Genomic DNA, 17185 nt, shown 5'->3' on the forward strand with positions numbered 1-17185 from the left:
CTCAAGGACGGGCGGCTTATGGTCTTTGAACAATGGAGCCCGCACCATCATCCGCCATATTTGAAAGGCCGCCATGAGCTTCATTGAAGACGCACGCTGGTTCACCACCATGCCCAGGGCGGGCGAGGGTGAGGAGCCGACCACGCCGGGGCGTGTGACGCTTGTCGGCGCCGGCCCCGGCGACCCGGAACTGCTGACCTTGCGCGCCGTGAAGGCCTTGCGCGGCGCTCGCCTGGTTCTCTATGACCATCTGGTGGGAAAGGAGGTGCTGCGCTATGTGCCCGACGACGCGGATCTGATCTACGTGGGCAAGGAGTCCTCGCACCACACGTTGCCGCAGGACGCCATCATCGATCTCATGGTGCGCCTGGCGCGCAGCGGGCGCAACCTGGTGCGCCTCAAGGGCGGCGATGGCTTCATCTTCGGCCGCGGTGGCGAGGAGGCGCAGGCCCTGGTCGAGGCCGGCATCGCCTTCGACGTGGTGCCGGGCATCACGGCGGCCCAGGGAGCGGGTGCCTGCGCCGGCATTCCGCTGACTCACCGCGACCATGCGGCGACGCTGGTCTTTGCCACGGGCCACCTGCGTGGGGACAACGAGGTGGCGCTGGACTGGGAGGCGCTGGCGCGCCCGCGCCAGACCGTGGTGATCTACATGGGCATGGGCACGCTGCCCGTGATCTGCGAGCAGCTCATGCGCCACGGCGTGCCAGCCAGCATGCCCGCGGCGCTGGTGGAGCAGGCGACGCTGCCGACTCAGCGCTGCATCACCGGCACGCTCGAGGAGCTGCCGCGGCTGGCGCAGCAGCACCGCGTCCGGCCTCCGGCCCTCATCGTGGTGGGCGAGGTGGTGGCCTTGCAGCCGCAGTTGATGCGGGGCATGCAGGCCGTGGTCATGTGACAGGGCCGGCCCGGGGAAGGGCCGGTTTCAGGCATCATGGGCGCCTCATCAGACAAAGCCCATGCAACAAGACATTCTCATCAACTGGTCACCGCAGGAGACACGCGTCGCGGTGGTCGAAAACGGCGCCGTGCAGGAACTGCACGTGGAGCGTGCACTCGAGCGGGGCCTCGTCGGCAACGTCTATCTGGGCAAGGTCTCGCGCGTGCTGCCCGGCATGCAGTCGGCCTTCATCGACATCGGCCTGGAGCGCGCCGCGTTCCTGCACGTGGCCGATGTCTGGCAGCGCCAGGAGGGCGGCGAGGCGCCCATGTTCGCGCGCAAGAACGAGCCGCCCGTGCCCATCGAGAAGCAGGTCTTCGAGGGCCAGTCGCTCATGGTGCAGGTCATCAAGGATCCCATAGGCAGCAAGGGTGCGCGCCTGTCCACGCAGATCAGCATCGCCGGGCGGCTGCTGGTCTTCCTGCCGCAGGACGACCATATCGGCGTGTCGCAGAAGATCCCGCAGGAGGAGCGCGACGCGCTGCGCTCGCGTCTGCAGGCGCTGGTGGGTGACAAGTCCACGGGCGGCGGCGGGGGCTTCATCCTGCGCACCAATGGCGAGGACGCGAGCGACGAGGAACTGGCCGAGGACATTGCCTACCTGCGCAAGACCTGGGCTGGCATACGCCAGGCGGCGCTGAGCCAGCCCCCGACCTCGCTGCTCTACCAGGACCTGAGCCTGCTGCAGCGCGTGCTGCGCGATCTGGTGGGCGAGCAGACGCAGACCATACGCCTCGATTCGCGCGAGCAGTTCGCCCTGCTGCAGCAGTTCGGGCGCGAGTTCATGCCGGCCGCGGTGGCCAAGCTGCAGCTGTACAAGGGCGAGCGGCCGATCTTCGATCTCTACGCGATCGACGAGGAGATCGCGCGCGCGCTCGGCCGGCGCGTGGACCTGAAGTCCGGCGGCTATCTCATCGTCGATCAGACCGAGGCGCTCACCACCATCGACGTGAACACCGGTGGCTATGTGGGTGCGCGCAACTTCGACGACACCATCTTCAAGACCAACCTGGAGGCGGCGGGGGCGATTGCACGCCAGCTGCGCCTGCGCAACCTCGGCGGCATCGTGATTGCCGACTTCATCGACATGCTGCGCGAGGAGCACCAGGCGGCCGTGCTGGCGGAGTTCAAGAAGCAGCTCGCGCGCGACCGGGTCAAGACCATGGTCGGCGGCTTCTCGCAGCTCGGCCTGGTGGAGATGACCCGAAAGCGCACGCGCGAGTCGCTGGCCCACATGCTGTGCGAGCCATGCCCCACCTGCCATGGGGTCGGCGAGGTCAAGACGGCGCGCACTCTGTGCTATGAAATCCTGCGCGAGGTGCTGCGGGAAGCCCGCCAGTTCAACCCGCGCGAGTTCCGCATCATCGCCGCGCCCCAGGTGGTGGACCTGTTTCTCGATGAGGAGAGCCAGCATCTGGCCGGACTGTCGGACTTCATCGGCAAGCCGATATCGCTGCAGGCCGAGACCTCCATGGGGCAGGAGCAGTACGACATCGTGCTGCTGTAGGCCCCGCGCCACTCTAAAGAAGCCGGCGCCGCGGCCGAAAACGTGACGGTAGGACCCGGATTTGCCACCATGGAAAGCAGCCACCTTCCCGTCGCGACAATTGAAGACGCCGATCCCCCCTGGGGGTGGTCGAAGGAGTTTCGCATGGCCGTCTACAAGCCCGGCACGCGTGTCAGGCGTGGCGGCAACTGGGAGACGGTGAGCCACATTACGCTGCGCCGCAACGACCTGTCCGTCTATCTGGTGGGCGTCGCGGAGCCCGTGGACCCGGTCGAGCTCGAGCTCGAGCCCACGATCTTCACCACGCGGCGCGTACCCGAGCCGCATTGACCCCGTCCGGGGCGTCGGGCCGAATCCGCTTCGTCAGACGCCGGGCTGCTGCGCCATGGCCTCGCCCATGCGCACGGCGCGTGCCGCCGCCCAACCGGGCTCGAAGCGTATGGCGCCCCGGGCAAACAGCAACACCACGGTCGAGCCGAGCAGAAAGCGCCCCATCTCCTCACCCTGGCGCAGCGCGATCTTCTGTTCGGCATAGTCCCAGCGCCGTGGCTGTCCCGTGCGCGGCGGGTTCACCTGGCCATGCCAGACGGTGGCCATGCTGCCCACGATGGTCGCACCCACGAGCACCAGGGCCATGGGGCCGAGTGGGGTATCGAACAGGCAGACCACGCGCTCGTTGCGCGCAAACAGCCCGGGCACGCCGCGCGCCGTCGTCGGGTTGACCGAGAACAGCGCACCGGGCACATGCTCCATGCGCAGCAGGCGGCCGTCACAAGGCATGTGGATGCGGTGGTAGTCGCGCGGGCTCAGGTAGATGGTGGCGAACTGCCCGTCCTGAAACTGCGCCGCCAGTTGCGCATCGCCCCCCAGCAGCGCCGTGGTCGAGTAGTGGTGACCCTTGGCCTGAAAGATTTGGTCGTGCTCGATCGCGCCGAGCTGGCTCACCGCACCGTCGACAGGGCATGTCGCGGCCGCCTTGGCAAGCGGGCGCAGGCCGGGCCGCAGGGCGCGCGTGAAGAATTCGTTGAAGCTCGCATAGCTCGCAATGTCCGGGTCGGCGGCCTCGCTCATGTCCACGCCGTAGCGCGCCACGAAGCGGCGGATGAGTGCGGTGGTCAGGCCTCCGGCCTGGGCGGACGCCACGCGGCCGGCAAGGCGGGTCAACAGTTGTTGGGGCAGCAGATACTGCGGCAGTACGGCAAGGCGGTCAGACACTGAGGGGCAATCCTGGCAAAAAAGCCGCGCCATTCTATAGAGACGCCGGCCGGCGCTTGGCATGGCATGCATGGCGCGTCATAACCCTGTGCGCCCATGGCCCATGGGGCGCACGCATAATGCGCGGCCTCCCGCGGCGCGTCCCCTTGCCGCGCGCATCGCCCCGCCATGCACCAGCCTTCATCCGACAGCAGCAGCACCGCCGGCGCGCCTTCGCGCCTTCGCGTCTGGCTGCGCTTGTTCAAGCCCGCCCGAGTCCGCATCAACCAGCGCGAGCGCCTGCGCATGGTGCTGGGCATCCTGTTGTGCGTGACCGTGGTGGCGCTGTGCTCGCATGCTCTGGGTATGTCTGCCACGCCTGCGATGGTGGCCTCGCTCGGCGCCAGTGCGGTACTCATCATCGCCCTGCCGTCGAGCCCGCTGGCCCAGCCCTGGGCGGTGCTTGCAGGCTGTGTGCTGTCCTATCTGGTCGGCGTGGCCTGTGTGGCAGGGGTGCCGTATCCGCCCCTGGCCAGCGGGTTGGCCGTCGGACTGGCCGTGGCGCTCATGCTGGCATTGCGCTGCCTGCACCCTCCGGGAGCGGGCATGGCGCTGTACGCCGTGCTGCATCCGCACGAGAGTTCCGTCGCGGCGGCTCTGCCCATCATGTTCGATGTGCTGGTGCTGATTCTTGTGGGGGTGGCCTTCAACCGCATCACGGGGCGGGTCTACCCCCATGCCCAGATGAGTGCGTCGGGTGCGTCCCAGGCGCCCAGCGCATTTACCGCGGCCGATCTCGATGCCGCACTTTCGCACTACAACCAGGTGCTCGACGTGAGTCGCGATGATCTGGAGGGCCTGCTGCACCTGGCGGGCAAGGCGGCGTTTCAGCGCACGCTCGGCGAGTTGCGCTGCCAGCAAATCATGTCCGCCCCCGTGCATGCCGTCGCGGCCGACACGCCGCTCAAGGAGGCCTGGGCGCTGATGCGCAAGCATGCGATCAAGGCGCTGCCGGTGGTGGATGGGCAGCAGGTGGTGGTCGGCATCATCACCGTCGCGGATTTCATGCGTCTGGCCAATCTTGAAATGCACGAGGGCATAGGGCGCAGGTTGCGCTCGCTCATCATGGGAGGTCCCAAGCGTCCGGAGCAGGTGCAGCAACTCATGACAGCGCCCGTGCAGCAGGTGGCCGCAGACCGGCATGTGATGGATCTGGTGCCGCTGTTCTCCGAGGTCGGCCATCACCACATTCCGGTGGTCGACGACGCGCAGCGGCTCGTGGGCATCATCACGCAGACCGATCTGGTCAAGGCGCTGGCCGCGGCCGTCGCGCGGCCATAGCTGGGAAAGCGCGCGTCGCAGTACAATCTCAGGCTCTATACGCAGCGCCACGCCTATCCGCCAGCCCCCAGGGTCCCTGGCCGGAAGGGTCCCGTGCCTGCACCTGCTCTCTGGTTCGGCCCCATCAAGGGGCGAAGAGGATGCGGTGGCGGACGCACTGGCTTCACACAGCGCAGACGGCGTCATAGATATCCGTTATCGCATTACTGACCACACATGGCCAAAGAAGAACTGATTGAGATGCAGGGCAGCGTCACCGAAGTCCTGCCGGATTCGCGCTTTCGCGTGACTCTGGACAATGGGCACCAGCTCATTGCCTACACCGGCGGCAAGATGCGCAAGCACCATATCCGCATTCTGGCCGGCGACAAGGTGTCGCTGGAGATGTCGCCCTACGACCTGACCAAGGGTCGCATCACCTTCCGCCATCTGGCTGGCCGTGGCCCCGGCCCGGGCGGCACGACGGGCAGCCGCTGAACCCGGCAAATATTGCGCCTGTCCTGAGGGAGAGGTGCAATCTGGCAGGGTAGAATGCGCGTTGTCGGAGCGTAGCGCAGCCTGGTAGCGCATCTGCTTTGGGAGCAGAGGGTCGCGAGTTCGAATCCCGCCGCTCCGACCAATGAAATCAAGGGCCTGCATCACCGTGATGCAGGCCCTTTTGTTTTGTCCGGATTCCTTGTGAGCAAGTCTCGCCACCTGACCACCGCCGACGCTCGCATGTGCGAACCTGTGCGGCGCTACGACCGTGTCGACGCATTGCGCGGTCTGGCCATGGTATGGATGGCCGCGTTTCACTTCTGCTTTGACCTGAGCCACTTCGGCTACTGGCCTCAGGATTTTCTGGGCGATCCGTTCTGGACGACCCAGCGTACCCTGATCGTCAGCCTGTTTCTGCTGTGCGCGGGCATGGGGCAGGCCGTGGCCTGGCAGAGGGCGATCGCTTGGTCACGGTTCTGGCACCGATGGGCGCAGGTTGCCGCCTGCGCGCTGCTGGTGACGGTGGGCTCCTATTTCATGTTTCCGCGCAGCTTCATCTACTTTGGTGTGCTGCATGGCATGGCGCTGATGCTGCTGATCGCACGCTTGACGGCCGGCTGGGGCGCATGGCTGTGGCCTGCGGGGGCGCTGGCGCTGCTCTCGCCGTGGCTGGCCGCATGGCTGTTGCAGGGGCCGTTTGCCGATTTGGCGCCGCTCTTCAACAGCAGGGCGCTGAACTGGCTGGGCTGGGTCACGCGCAAGCCCTTCACCGAAGACTATGTGCCGATCCTGCCATGGTTGGGCGTGATGTGGTGGGGCGTGGCCGGTGGGCAGCGGCTGATGGCCCGTCATGCGCAGTGGCTGGCCCGGCCATTGGCGGACGTTGCGGCACCACTGGTGGTTCTGGGCCGCTACAGCCTGAGCTTTTACATGTTGCACCAGCCCGTGATGCTGGGGATGCTGATGCTGTGGGGCCGGCTCGTGCGCGCATGAAAAACGCGGCCGAAGCCGCGTTGGTGGCGCATCAGCGAGTGGATTACTCCACCTTGGCCTTGGCGCGCAGATCTTCCTGGAACTTCGCGAGCTTTTGCTGCTGCAGCTGCTGGGCGATCTGGGGCTTGACCTCGTCGAGCTTGGGCAGTTGCGCCTCGCGCACGTCGTCGAGGCGAATGATGTGCCAGCCGAACTGGCTCTTCACCGGGGTCTGGGTCATCTTGCCCTTTTCGAGCTTGACCAGGGCTTCGGTGAACTCGGGCACGTAGCTGCTCGGGTTGGCCCAGTCCAGGTCGCCACCGCGGGCACCCGATCCGGGATCCTTGGACTGCTTCTTGGCGATTTCCTCGAACTTGCCGCCCTTCTTGATGGAGGCGATGATGGCCTTGGCTTCGTCTTCCTTGGCCACCAGGATGTGGCGGGCCTTGTATTCCTTGCCGGCGTTGGCGGCCACGAACTTGTCGTATTCGGCTTGAATCTCGGCGTCGGTGACGGGGTTGTTCTTCTGGAAGTCCACGAACAGTTCGCGGATCAGAATCGTCTGGCGCGCCAGTTCCATCTGGGCCTGGTAGTCAGCCGTGGCTTCCAGGCCGCGCTTTTGCGCCTCCTGCATGAAGATCTCACGGGCGATGACTTCTTCCTTGATCTGGCCTTCCATCTCGGGCGAGACGGGGCGGCCCGAGCGCTCCACTTGCTGCTTCAGGGTTTCGGCGCGTTCCTTGGGAACGGCCTTGCCATTGACGATGGCGAGGTTTTGCGCGGCCACGGGCAAGGCCATCGTGCCCAGCACGGCTGCGGCCACGAGGCCGGACAAGAGCTGTTTCTTCATTGGGAATCCACGGATAGATACGAGTGCGCGGACGACTGGCCCGCTGCCCCTTAGATGGGGTCGCTGTCAGAGAGTTTCAATGGCGATGGCATGGGCGCCATGGTCAATAAAAATCTGCAGCGCATCATACACAAGCCTGTGCTGTGCCACCTTGCGCTGGCCGGCAAACAGCGGGGAGGCAATGCGCACGCGAAAGTGCGTGCCAAAGCCCGTGCCGTTGGCACCGGCGTGGCCTTCATGCTTCCAGCTTTCGTCCAGCACCTCGAGCTCGGTGGGCTGCAGGCGCTCGCGCAGGCGCTCGGCCATGGCTTCGGCGGTGACGGCAATGGGGGCGGTGGTCATGGTTGTGCGTCCTTGGGGGTGGGGTCGCCATCCTTGATGTGGCGACTCAGGTACAGCGCCTGGGCGACGACGAAGGCCAGCATCAGGCCGATGCCGCCGAACAGCTTGAAGTTGACCCAGGTGTCGGTATCGAAGCGGTAGGCCACCCAGAGGTTGAGCACGCCCATGGCGGCAAAAAAGGCCGTCCAGGCCCAGTTGAGGTTGCGCCACACGGGCGCGGGCAGATCGACCTGTGCGCCCATGAGCGACTGGATGAAGTTCTTGCGAAACACCAGCTGGCCGACGAGCAGCGCCCCGCCCATGAGCCAGTACAGCACCGTGGGCTTCCACTTGATGAAGGTTTCGCTCTGCGCGAGCAGCGTGGCGCCGCCGAAGAGCACGATCACGCCCAGGCTGAGCCATTGCATGGGCTCGACCTTGCCATGCCTGAAATGCAGGTAGGCGATCTGCACGATGGTGGCGGCTATGGCCACCGCCGTGGCCACGTAGATGCCCCAGGTCTTGAACGCGACGAAGAACAGAATGATGGGAAAGAAGTCGAGCAGCAGTTTCATGGCACCGGGGGTTCAAAGGCGAGCGAGGCGGAGTTCATGCAGTAGCGCAGGCCCGTGGGGGCCGGGCCGTCGGGAAAGACATGGCCCAGATGCGCCCCGCATTGTGCACACACGGTCTCGGTGCGCAGCATGCCATGGCTGCGGTCCACCTTTTCGGCAATGGCGCCGGGCACGGCGCGCCAGAAGCTGGGCCAGCCGCAGCCGGCGTCGAACTTGGTGCCGGAGTCGAACAGCTTCGCGCCGCAGCAGATGCAGTGGTAGCTGCCGTCGGCCCAATGGCCCTCGTATTTGCCGGTGAATGGCCGCTCGGTGGCGGCATGGCGCGTGACCTCGAAGGCCGCGGGTTCGGCGCCCTTGGCGGCCAGCAGCTCTTGCCACTGGGCGTCGGTTTTCTGGACGGGATAGGTCATGAGGAGCAGCTGATGGTGATGTGGGACGCCCAGTCGGGCGGGAAGTCGGCATAGGCCTCGTGGCCGGCGCGTTCCTCAAAGGGGCTCGCCAGCAGGCCCTGCAGCGTTTGGATCTTGGAGAAGTCGCCAAGTTTCGCGGCGCCGATGGCTTCCTCTGCGAGGTGGTTGCGCAGCACGTAGCAGGGGTTGGTTTTCAGCATCAAATCGGCCGATTGCGCCCTGTAATCAAGTGCGAGCAGCTCTTTATATTGTAGCAACCAGGCGTCCAGTCCCGCGCGGTCGGCAAACAGGTCGCGCACGGGCTCGAAGGCATTGGCCGCCACGGCGTGCGAGAGCCGGCGCCAGAAGATGGGGTAGTCCACCCGGCCCGCGGAGAGCAGGCGCTGCAGGCCGTCGACCAGCGCCTCGTCGCCCGGGCGCGCTTCACGCAGGCCCAGCTTGGCGCGCAGGCGTTGCATGAAGGCGTCCACGAACACGGGCTCGAAGCTGTCGAGGGCCGCCTGGGCCTGCTCCACATCCTCTATCAGCGGCAGCAGCGCGCGCGCCAGGCACAGCAGGTTCCAGTAGGCCACGCCGGGCTGGCGGTCGTAGGCGTAGCGGCCCTGCGTGTCGCTGTGGTTGCAGATGTGGCCGGGGTCGAAGGCGTCGAGGAACTGGAACGGCCCGTAGTCGATGGTCAGCCCCAGGATGCTCATGTTGTCGGTGTTCATCACGCCGTGGCAAAAACCCACGGCCTGCCACTGGGCCATGAGGTGGGCGGTGCGCTCGCTCACGGCGCGCAGCAGGGCGGCATAGGCGCTGGCCTGGCCGCGGCAGTCGGGGTAGTAGCGCGCGATCACGTAGTCGGCCAGCTGGCGCAGCTCGGCATGCTGGCCGCGCGCCGCGAAATGCTCGAAATGGCCGAAGCGGATGAAGCTCGGCGCCACGCGCGTGACCACGGCGGCGGTCTCCAGCTCCTCGCGCTGCACCGGCTGGGGCGAGCCGGTGATGCACAGCGCGCGCGTGGTGGGGATGCCGAGCGCCGCCATGGCCTCGCTGCACAAAAACTCGCGGATGGAGGAGCGCAGCACGGCGCGCCCGTCGCCCATGCGCGAGTAGGGCGTGCGCCCGCAGCCCTTGAGCTGCACCTCCTGGCCCGAGGCGGTCTCCCCGAGCAGGATGGCGCGCCCATCTCCGAGCTGGCCGGCCCAGACGCCGAACTGGTGGCCGCTGTAGACGCTGGCCAGCGGCCGGCTGCCGGCGGGCAGGGCGTTGCCGGCAAAGACCTCGAGCGCATCGCCGCGCTTCTGCCAGTCGGCGGGCAGGCCCAGCAGCGCGGCCACTTCGGCACTTGGGCCCACCCAGTGGGGGGCGGGCAGGGGCGTGGGAGCGAGTTCGGTAAAGAACGCCGGGCCCAGCGCGGCAAAGCCGTTGCGCCAGCCTTGCAGCAGGGGGACGCTGGATGTGGGCGCGGGCGGGGGGCAGACCGTGGATGCAGGCATGCGCGCGATTGTGCGTGCAGGCCGATGTCCCGCAGTGGACAAAGGCCATGGGCTGGCCGCGCGGGTGCTGGGTTTTTCCTGATGCAATGCGTGGCGCCGGCGCCTGGTTCGTCGCTAGGATGCTGCGGTTCCCCCCGTTCCCCCGTTCACCCGTAACTCACAAGGAGCTTCCATGCTGGGCCTGATGCAGAGCCAACCCCTGTTGATTTCCTCGCTGATCACGTTTGCCGAACGCAACCATGGCGACGGTGAGATCGTCTCGCGCCGGGTGGAGGGCGACATCCACCGCTACACCTACCGCGACCTGGCCCGGCGCGCGCGCCAGCTGGCCAATGCGCTCGATGGCCTGGGCCTGCAGTTCAGCGACCGCGTGGCCTCGCTCGCCTGGAACGGCTACCGCCACATGGAGATGTACTTCGGCGTCTCGGGCTCGGGTCGCGTGCTGCACACCATCAACCCGCGCCTGCACCCGGAGCAGATCGCCTGGATCGTGAACCACGCCGAGGACCAGGTGCTGTGCTTCGACATGAGCTTCCTGCCCATCGTGCAGGCCGTCCATGCCAAATGCCCGACGGTCAGGCAATGGGTGGCGCTGTGCGACGCGGACAGGCTGCCTGCGGACTCGGGCATCCCGGGCCTGGTGAGCTACGAGGCCTGGATCGGCGCCGCCTCCAGCGACTACCAGTGGCCCACGTTCGACGAGAACACGGCATCCAGCATGTGCTACACGAGCGGCACCACGGGCAATCCCAAGGCGGCGCTGTACAGCCACCGCTCCACCACGCTGCACGCCTATGCGGCGGCCCTGCCCGATGTGATGGATGTGTCGGCGCGCGACAGCGTGCTGCCGGTGGTGCCCATGTTCCACGTCAACGCCTGGGGCATACCGTATTCGGCGGCGCTCACGGGGTGCAAGGTGGTCTTCCCAGGCCCCGCGCTCGACGGCAAGTCGGTGTACGAGCTGATCGAGTCCGAGGGGGTGACCTTTGCGGCCGGCGTGCCGACGGTCTGGCAGATGCTGCTGACGCACGTGAAGTCGGCAGGCCTCAGGTTCAGCAGCCTCAAGCGCACGGTCATCGGCGGCTCTGCCTGCCCGCCGGCAATGATCTCGGCCTTCCAGGAGGGCTACGGCGTCTCGGTGCTGCACGCCTGGGGCATGACGGAGATGAGCCCGCTGGGCACGGTGTGCACGCTCAAGAACAAGCATCTGGCGCTCGGCAAGGAGGAGCAGATGCATATCCTGGAGAAGCAGGGCCGTGCCGTGTATGGCGTGGAGATGAAGATCGTCGGCGGCGACGGCAAGGAACAGCCCTGGGACGGCAAGACCTATGGCGACCTGTTGGTGCGCGGCCCGTGGATCATCGACAGCTACTACAAGGGCGAGTGCCCGCTCGTCAAGGACGAGCATGGCGTGGGCTGGTTCCCCACGGGCGACGTGGCCACCATCGATGCCGATGGCTACATGCACATCACCGACCGCAGCAAGGACGTGATCAAGTCCGGCGGCGAGTGGATCAGCTCCATCGACATTGAGAACATCGCCATGGCGCATCCGGCCGTGGCCATGGCGGCCTGCATCGGCATGCCGCACCCGAAGTGGGACGAGCGTCCCATCGTGGTCGTCGCCAGGCGTCCCGGCGCCGAGCTCACGCGCGAGGAACTGCTCGCCTTCTATGAGGGCAAGACGGCCAAGTGGCAGATTCCGGACGACGTGGTGTTCGTCGATGCCATTCCGCTGGGTGCTACGGGCAAGATGCTCAAGACGCGCCTGCGCGAGCAGCTGGCGGGCTACAAGCTGCCGGGTCTGTGATCGCCAGGGACCGGTGCGGTCGCGCACCGGTCACCTGCGCGATAGCTGCTACGGGCTATCCCTGAAGAATCCTTTTGTTGCCAGCGCTTAGGCTGCTGCCTGTTCATTCTGACCGAGGAGACATGGCATGCGACGTACTATTAAAACGGTAGCTGTTGGCGCAATGCTGGCGGCGGCAACAAGCGCTTTTGCCCAAAAGGGCGAGATCGTCAGGATCGCCTGGCTCGACCCGCTGTCGGGCCTCATGGCCGCGCTGGGTACCAACCAGATGAAGAGCTGGCAGTACCTGGCCGAGGAGTTCAGCAAGAACAACGCGGCCGGCGTGAAGTTTGAAATCGTCCCCATAGACAACAAGCTCAGCCCGCAGGAGACCACGGCCGCGCTGCGCTCGGCCATGGACCAGGGCGTGCGCTACGTGGTGCAGGGCAATGGCTCGGGCCCCGCGCTAGCCATCATGGATGCGCTGGACAAGCACAACGCGCGCAACAAGGGCAAGGAGGTCGTGTACCTGAACTACGCGGCCGTCGATCCGGACCTCACCAACAGCAAGTGCAGCTACTGGCATTTCCGCCTCGACGCCGACACCTCCATGAAGATGGAGGCGCTGACCACCTACATGAAGGATCTGCCCGAGGTCAAGAAGGTCTACCTCATCAACCAGAACTACTCGCATGGCCAGCAGGTCAGCAAGTACGCCAAGGAAATGCTCAAGAGAAAGCGCGCCGACGTGGAGATCGTCGGCGACGACCTGGCGCCGCTGGCACAGGTGCGCGACTTTGCGCCCTATGTCGCAAAGATCAAGCAGTCGGGCGCAGACAGCGTGATCACGGGCAACTGGGGCTCGGACTTGGCCCTGCTCATCAAGGCCGCCAATGATGCGGGTCTGTCCAACGTTAAGTTCTACACCTATTACGCCGTCGCCACGGGTGCACCCACGGCGCTGGGCGCGCCGGCCGCGGGCAAGGTCTACATGGTGGGCTATGGCCACCCCAACCACGAGGGGCCCATCAACGCCATCGTGCGCGGCTTCAAGGCCAGGTTCAACGACGACATGTACACGGGCTCGGTCTATCACGGCCTGGCCATGCTGACCGAGGCCTTCCAGCGCGCCAAGAGCACCGACCCGGTAAAGGTGGCGGCCGTCATGGAGGGCATGAAGTTCAAGAGCTTCAACGGCGAGGTGGAGATGCGCAAGGCCGACCACCAGCTGCAGCAGGGCCTGTACATCACGCGCTGGGAGAAGGCGAGCGACAAGTACCCGCTGGACTCGGAGAACACCGGCCACACCTTCGTGCCCGTGAAATACTTCGAGCCCTATGTCGCCAGCACGCCCACGTCCTGCCAGATGAAGCGGCCCTCGTGATGCGCAATCGGTCGGGGCTGCCCTGACCTGATCACCGCACAGAAACATCTGCCGTCATGCCCGCGCAGGCGGGCATCCATTACCCGCGTTTGCCATGGCGCGAGCCTGGATTCCCGCTTGCGCGGGAACGACGGCGGCTAGCCGTCTGGACCGCAATTTTCCTGGTTCATCATCCGTCGCCGAATGAATCCTGAGTTTTTCGTGATATCGCTGCTCAACGGCATCAGCTACGGGCTGCTGCTGTTCATGCTGAGCTCGGGGCTGACGCTGATCTTCAGCATGATGGGCGTGCTCAACTTCGCCCACACCAGCTTCTACATGCTGGGCGCCTACTTCGCCTACAGCCTGTCGGGCAGCATCGGCTTCTGGCCCGCGCTGCTGCTTGCGCCGCCGCTCGTCGGCGTACTGGGCGCGCTCTTCGAGCGCTACTGCCTGCGCCGCGTGCACAGGTTCGGCCATGTGCCCGAGTTGCTCGTCACCTTCGGCCTGTCCTACCTGGTGCTGGAGGTCGTGCAGCTCGTGTGGGGCCGCTCCACCGTGCCCTATGGCCTGCCGCCGCTGTTGCAGGGGCCGTTGTTCACGCTCTACGGCACGCAGTTTCCGCGCTCGCGCTCCTTCATCATGCTCGTGGCCCTCTTGATGCTGCTGGCCGTGTGGCTGGTGCTTCAGCGCACGCGCATCGGCCTGGTGATACAGGCGGCGCTGAAATACCCGCAGATGGTCGAGGCCCTGGGCCACAACGTGCCGCGCGTGTTCATGCTGGTGTTTGGCGGCGGCTGCGCGCTCGCGGGCCTCGCGGGTGTGATTGGCGGCAACACCTACATCACCGAGCCCGCCATGGCCGCATCCGTGGGCTCCATCATCTTCGTGGTCGTGGTGGTCGGCGGCATGGGGTCGCTGGCCGGGGCCTTCCTCGCCTCGCTGCTGATTGGCATCGTGCAGACCTTTGCGGTGGCGCTGGATTACTCGCTCGCGGGGCTGCTCGCGCATTTCGGCGTTCAGGTGGGCGAGGGCAGCGTGGGCTGGCCGGTTCTGAAGCTCACCATTTCGCAGGTGGCGCCCATGCTGCCCTACCTGCTGTTGGTGTTGATACTCATCTTCCGGCCCAAGGGGCTGCTGGGCACGCGCGAGGATTGATTCATGCCCGCCACGCATTACCGCTTCAAGCCCTGGAACGTCGGGCGCTTCATCGTCTGGACGCTGTTCGCGCTGCTGCTCATTGCCGCCCCGCATGTGTTTGCCAGCAGCCTGGCGCTGACCATGCTCTCGCAGATGGGCTACCTCATCATCATCTGCCTGTCCTACAACATGCTGCTGGGGCAGGGCGGCATGCTCAGCTTCGGCCATGCGGTTTACACCGGGCTCGGTTCGTTCATCACCATCCACGCCATCAACATGGCCGGGCGCGGCGAGCTGCCCGTGCCGCTGGTGCTCATGCCCCTGGTGGGCGGGCTCGCCGGCCTGTTCTTTGCCGTGCTGCTGGGCTATGTGACGACCAAGAAGTCCGGCACCACCTTCGCCATGATCACGCTGGGCATAGGCGAGCTGATCGCCGCCATGGCGCTGATGTTTCCCGAGTTCTTCGGTGGCGAGGGTGGCGTGACCACGGATCGTGTCTATGGCCGACCGTTTCTCGGCATCACCTTCGGGCCGGCCATCGAGGTCTACTACCTGATCGCGGTCTATTGCTTTGTCTGCACGGCCGCCATGTTCGCCTTCACGGGCACGCCGCTCGGGCGCATCCTCAACGCCGTGCGCGACAACCCCGAGCGCGTGGAGTTCATGGGCTACGACACGCAGCAGGTGCGCTACCGGGCGTTTTGCATCGCAGGCTTTTTTGCGGGCGTGGGTGGGGCGCTGGCAGCCATCAATTTCGAGATCGTCACGGGCGCCGACAGCGTCAGCATGGTGCGCTCGGGCGGCTATCTGCTGTTCACCTTTCTGGGCGGGGCGACGTTCTACTTCGGGCCCATCATCGGCGCCGTGCTGCTGGTGCTGGCCTCGGTGCTGCTGTCCGAGCTCTCCAAGGCCTGGCTGCTGTACCTGGGCCTGGTGTTTCTGTTCATGGTCATGTATGCGCCGGGCGGTGTGGCCAGCCTGATCATGATGAATCTGCGTCTGGCCAAGTACGGCAAGTTTGGGCGCCTGTGGGTGTCCTATCTGGCACTTGCTGGCACGGGCCTCACGGCCCTGCTGGGCGCGGCCTGCATGGTGGAGATGACCTACCACCTGCAGCTCAATGCCGCGCTCGGGCCAGAGCTGAACTTCCTCGGCGCAAGCCTCGATGCCAAGGGCCTCACGAGCTGGTTTGGCGCGGGTTTTGTGCTGCTCACCGGCCTGGGCCTGTTCGAGCTGTGCCGGCGCGAGTTCCTCCGCCAATGGGGCGAGGCGCAGGAAGAGATAGAGCGCGAGATCAAGCGCCAGGAGGCATTGTGATGACCGCGGACAAGGCAGCCGGCCACGCGCTGGAGCTTATCGACCTGCACAAGCGCTTTGGCAAGACGGAGATCATTCGCGGCGCCAACCTTGCCGTGCGCGCCGGCGAGCGCGTGGCCGTCATAGGCCCCAACGGCGCGGGCAAGAGCACGCTGTTCAACCTGATCAGCGGGCGCTTTGCGCCCACCAGCGGCCAGGTGCTGCTGCACGGCGCGCGTATTGATGGCAAGAAGCCCTTCGAGATCAACCGCATGGGCCTGTCGCGTAGCTTTCAGATCACCAATATCTTTGGGCGCCTGAGCGTGTTCGAGAACCTGCGCTGCGCCGTGCTCTGGAGCCTGGGCTACCGCTACGCGTTCTGGCGCTTTCTGTCGCGCCTGCAGGACGCCAACGAGCGCGCCGAGCAGCTCATGGAGATGATCCACCTGCACAAGAAGCGCGACACCCTGGCCATGAACCTGACGTACGCCGAACAGCGCGCGCTGGAGATCGGCATCACGATTGCCGGCGGCGCCAGCGTCATCCTGCTCGACGAGCCCACGGCCGGCATGAGCAAGAGCGAGACTGCGCGCTTCATCCACCTCATCCGCCAGGTGACCGAGGGGCGCACCCTGCTCACCGTGGAGCACGACATGGGCGTGGTCTTTGGCCTGGCCGACCGCATCGCCGTGGTGGTCTATGGCGAGGTCATCGCCTTCGACACGCCCGAGGCCGTGCGCGCCAACCCGCGCGTGCAGGAGGCCTACTTGGGCTCGGTGATCGCGGCGCAGCAGGCAGGGGGACACTGATGCTCAGCGTGGAGAAACTGCATGCCTACTACGGCAAGAGCCATGTGCTGCATGGCGTGAGCTTCGAGGTGGGCGCGGGCGAGATCGTCGCGCTGCTCGGGCGCAACGGCTCGGGGCGCTCCACCGCGGCCAAGGCCATCATGGGCCTGGTGGACTGGGAGGGCGGCATAACTTGGAAGGGTCAGAGCCTCAAGGGCAAAAAGGCCTACGAGGTCGCCCACCTGGGCCTGGGCTACGTGCCCGAGAGCCGCGACGTGTTTCCCAACCTCACGGTGCATCAGAACCTGGTGCTGGGCCAGAAGGGCCGCGGCAGGAACAGTCGCTGGAGCTTTGACGACATGTACGCCATGTTTCCGCGCCTGAAGGAGCGGCGCGACATCGAGGCCGGCGTGATGTCCGGCGGCGAGCAGCAGATGCTGACCCTGTGCCGCACGCTCATGGGCGACCCCGACCTCATCATCATCGACGAGCCGACCGAGGGCCTCGCGCCCAAGATCGTCGAGCTCGTGGCCGACTACCTCGTCAGGCTCAAGGAACGCGGCGTCTCCGTGCTGCTGATCGAGCAAAAGCTCACCATCGCCATGAGCATCTCCGACCGCGCCTTGGTCATGGGCCACGGCAGCATCGTCTTCGAGGGCACGCCCGACGCGCTGCGCGCCAATGCCTATGTGCGCAAGGAGTGGCTGGAGGTGTGACGCGCGCGTGCAACGTTACTGGCGC

At 66.0% G+C, this 17185-nt stretch carries 18 protein-coding genes and 1 tRNA gene; 13 read left to right on the forward strand and 6 right to left on the reverse strand.

The features are described 5' to 3' along the window. The first annotated feature begins 73 nt into the window (after positions 1-73). The 3 genes from cobA (at position 74) to ABUE11_RS07265 (ending at position 2777) form a co-directional block, all read left to right on the forward strand. Positions 74-898, forward strand: coding sequence for a uroporphyrinogen-III C-methyltransferase (cobA, locus tag ABUE11_RS07255; RefSeq protein ID WP_367068380.1), 825 nt, complete (start codon positions 74-76; stop codon positions 896-898). 61 nt (positions 899-959) lie between these two features. Continuing rightward, a complete protein-coding gene (gene rng, locus ABUE11_RS07260; protein WP_367068381.1) occupies positions 960-2447 on the forward strand; it encodes a ribonuclease G in 1488 nt (495 codons plus the stop codon). A 69-nt stretch (positions 2448-2516) separates the two neighbouring features. Beyond that, positions 2517-2777 (forward strand): hypothetical protein, encoded by a 261-nt coding sequence (locus ABUE11_RS07265; protein WP_367068382.1) that lies wholly within the window; start codon positions 2517-2519, stop codon positions 2775-2777. A 33-nt stretch (positions 2778-2810) separates the two neighbouring features. On the opposite strand, the gene asd is transcribed toward ABUE11_RS07265, so the two are convergent. After that, the gene (asd, locus tag ABUE11_RS07270) at positions 2811-3662 is read right to left on the reverse strand and encodes an archaetidylserine decarboxylase (RefSeq protein ID WP_367068383.1); all 852 of its coding nucleotides are present in this window, start codon (positions 3660-3662) and stop codon (positions 2811-2813) included. A gap of 168 nt (positions 3663-3830) precedes the next feature. Between asd and ABUE11_RS07275 the strand changes: the two genes are divergently transcribed. The 4 genes from ABUE11_RS07275 to ABUE11_RS07290 all read left to right on the forward strand — a co-directional run bounded on the left by ABUE11_RS07275 (position 3831) and on the right by ABUE11_RS07290 (position 6452). Next, positions 3831-4982, forward strand: a complete 1152-nt coding sequence (locus ABUE11_RS07275) for an HPP family protein (protein ID WP_367068384.1) — start codon at positions 3831-3833, stop codon at positions 4980-4982. A 216-nt stretch (positions 4983-5198) separates the two neighbouring features. Beyond that, positions 5199-5459 (forward strand): translation initiation factor IF-1, encoded by a 261-nt coding sequence (gene infA, locus ABUE11_RS07280; protein WP_367068385.1) that lies wholly within the window; start codon positions 5199-5201, stop codon positions 5457-5459. A 65-nt stretch (positions 5460-5524) separates the two neighbouring features. After that, a tRNA-Pro gene (locus ABUE11_RS07285) sits at positions 5525-5601 on the forward strand. Between the two features lie 59 nt (positions 5602-5660). After that, the gene (locus ABUE11_RS07290; RefSeq protein WP_367068386.1) at positions 5661-6452 is read left to right on the forward strand and encodes a heparan-alpha-glucosaminide N-acetyltransferase; all 792 of its coding nucleotides are present in this window, start codon (positions 5661-5663) and stop codon (positions 6450-6452) included. A gap of 43 nt (positions 6453-6495) precedes the next feature. On the opposite strand, the gene ABUE11_RS07295 is transcribed toward ABUE11_RS07290, so the two are convergent. The 5 genes from ABUE11_RS07295 to ABUE11_RS07315 all read right to left on the reverse strand — a co-directional run bounded on the left by ABUE11_RS07295 (position 6496) and on the right by ABUE11_RS07315 (position 10068). Continuing rightward, positions 6496-7281 (reverse strand): peptidylprolyl isomerase, encoded by a 786-nt coding sequence (locus ABUE11_RS07295; protein ID WP_367068387.1) that lies wholly within the window; start codon positions 7279-7281, stop codon positions 6496-6498. A gap of 66 nt (positions 7282-7347) precedes the next feature. Further along, a complete protein-coding gene (locus ABUE11_RS07300; RefSeq protein WP_367068388.1) occupies positions 7348-7623 on the reverse strand; it encodes a BolA family protein in 276 nt (91 codons plus the stop codon). Then, positions 7620-8177, reverse strand: a complete 558-nt coding sequence (locus ABUE11_RS07305; RefSeq protein WP_367068389.1) for a septation protein A — start codon at positions 8175-8177, stop codon at positions 7620-7622. Before ABUE11_RS07305 ends, ABUE11_RS07300 begins: the two co-directional genes overlap by 4 nt. Then, positions 8174-8587, reverse strand: a complete 414-nt coding sequence (msrB, locus tag ABUE11_RS07310) for a peptide-methionine (R)-S-oxide reductase MsrB (RefSeq protein ID WP_367068390.1) — start codon at positions 8585-8587, stop codon at positions 8174-8176. The genes ABUE11_RS07305 and msrB overlap by 4 nt, the downstream gene beginning before the upstream one ends. Next, complete coding sequence (locus ABUE11_RS07315) at positions 8584-10068, reverse strand: protein adenylyltransferase SelO (RefSeq protein WP_367068391.1); 1485 nt, start codon at positions 10066-10068, stop codon at positions 8584-8586. Before ABUE11_RS07315 ends, msrB begins: the two co-directional genes overlap by 4 nt. A 172-nt stretch (positions 10069-10240) precedes the next feature. Between ABUE11_RS07315 and ABUE11_RS07320 the strand changes: the two genes are divergently transcribed. The 6 genes from ABUE11_RS07320 (at position 10241) to ABUE11_RS07345 (ending at position 17160) form a co-directional block, all read left to right on the forward strand. Next, positions 10241-11878 carry a 3-(methylthio)propionyl-CoA ligase gene (locus tag ABUE11_RS07320; protein WP_367068392.1) on the forward strand — a complete coding sequence of 546 codons (1638 nt, stop codon included), beginning with the start codon at positions 10241-10243 and terminating at the stop codon, positions 11876-11878. A 127-nt stretch (positions 11879-12005) separates the two neighbouring features. After that, positions 12006-13241, forward strand: a complete 1236-nt coding sequence (locus ABUE11_RS07325) for a branched-chain amino acid ABC transporter substrate-binding protein (protein ID WP_367068393.1) — start codon at positions 12006-12008, stop codon at positions 13239-13241. Positions 13242-13424: 183 nt separating this feature from the next. Next, complete coding sequence (locus ABUE11_RS07330) at positions 13425-14378, forward strand: branched-chain amino acid ABC transporter permease (RefSeq protein WP_367068394.1); 954 nt, start codon at positions 13425-13427, stop codon at positions 14376-14378. A gap of 3 nt (positions 14379-14381) precedes the next feature. Further along, on the forward strand, positions 14382-15677 hold the full coding sequence (locus ABUE11_RS07335; RefSeq protein ID WP_367068395.1) for a branched-chain amino acid ABC transporter permease: 1296 nt from the start codon (positions 14382-14384) through the stop codon (positions 15675-15677). Beyond that, positions 15677-16465, forward strand: a complete 789-nt coding sequence (locus ABUE11_RS07340) for an ABC transporter ATP-binding protein (protein ID WP_367068396.1) — start codon at positions 15677-15679, stop codon at positions 16463-16465. Before ABUE11_RS07335 ends, ABUE11_RS07340 begins: the two co-directional genes overlap by 1 nt. Next, on the forward strand, positions 16465-17160 hold the full coding sequence (locus ABUE11_RS07345) for an ABC transporter ATP-binding protein (protein ID WP_367068397.1): 696 nt from the start codon (positions 16465-16467) through the stop codon (positions 17158-17160). Before ABUE11_RS07340 ends, ABUE11_RS07345 begins: the two co-directional genes overlap by 1 nt. Positions 17161-17185 lie beyond the last annotated feature (25 nt).

The sequence above is a fragment of the Oryzisolibacter sp. LB2S genome, assembly GCF_040732315.1.
In the GTDB taxonomy this organism is placed as follows: Bacteria; Pseudomonadota; Gammaproteobacteria; order Burkholderiales; family Burkholderiaceae_C; genus Alicycliphilus; species Alicycliphilus soli.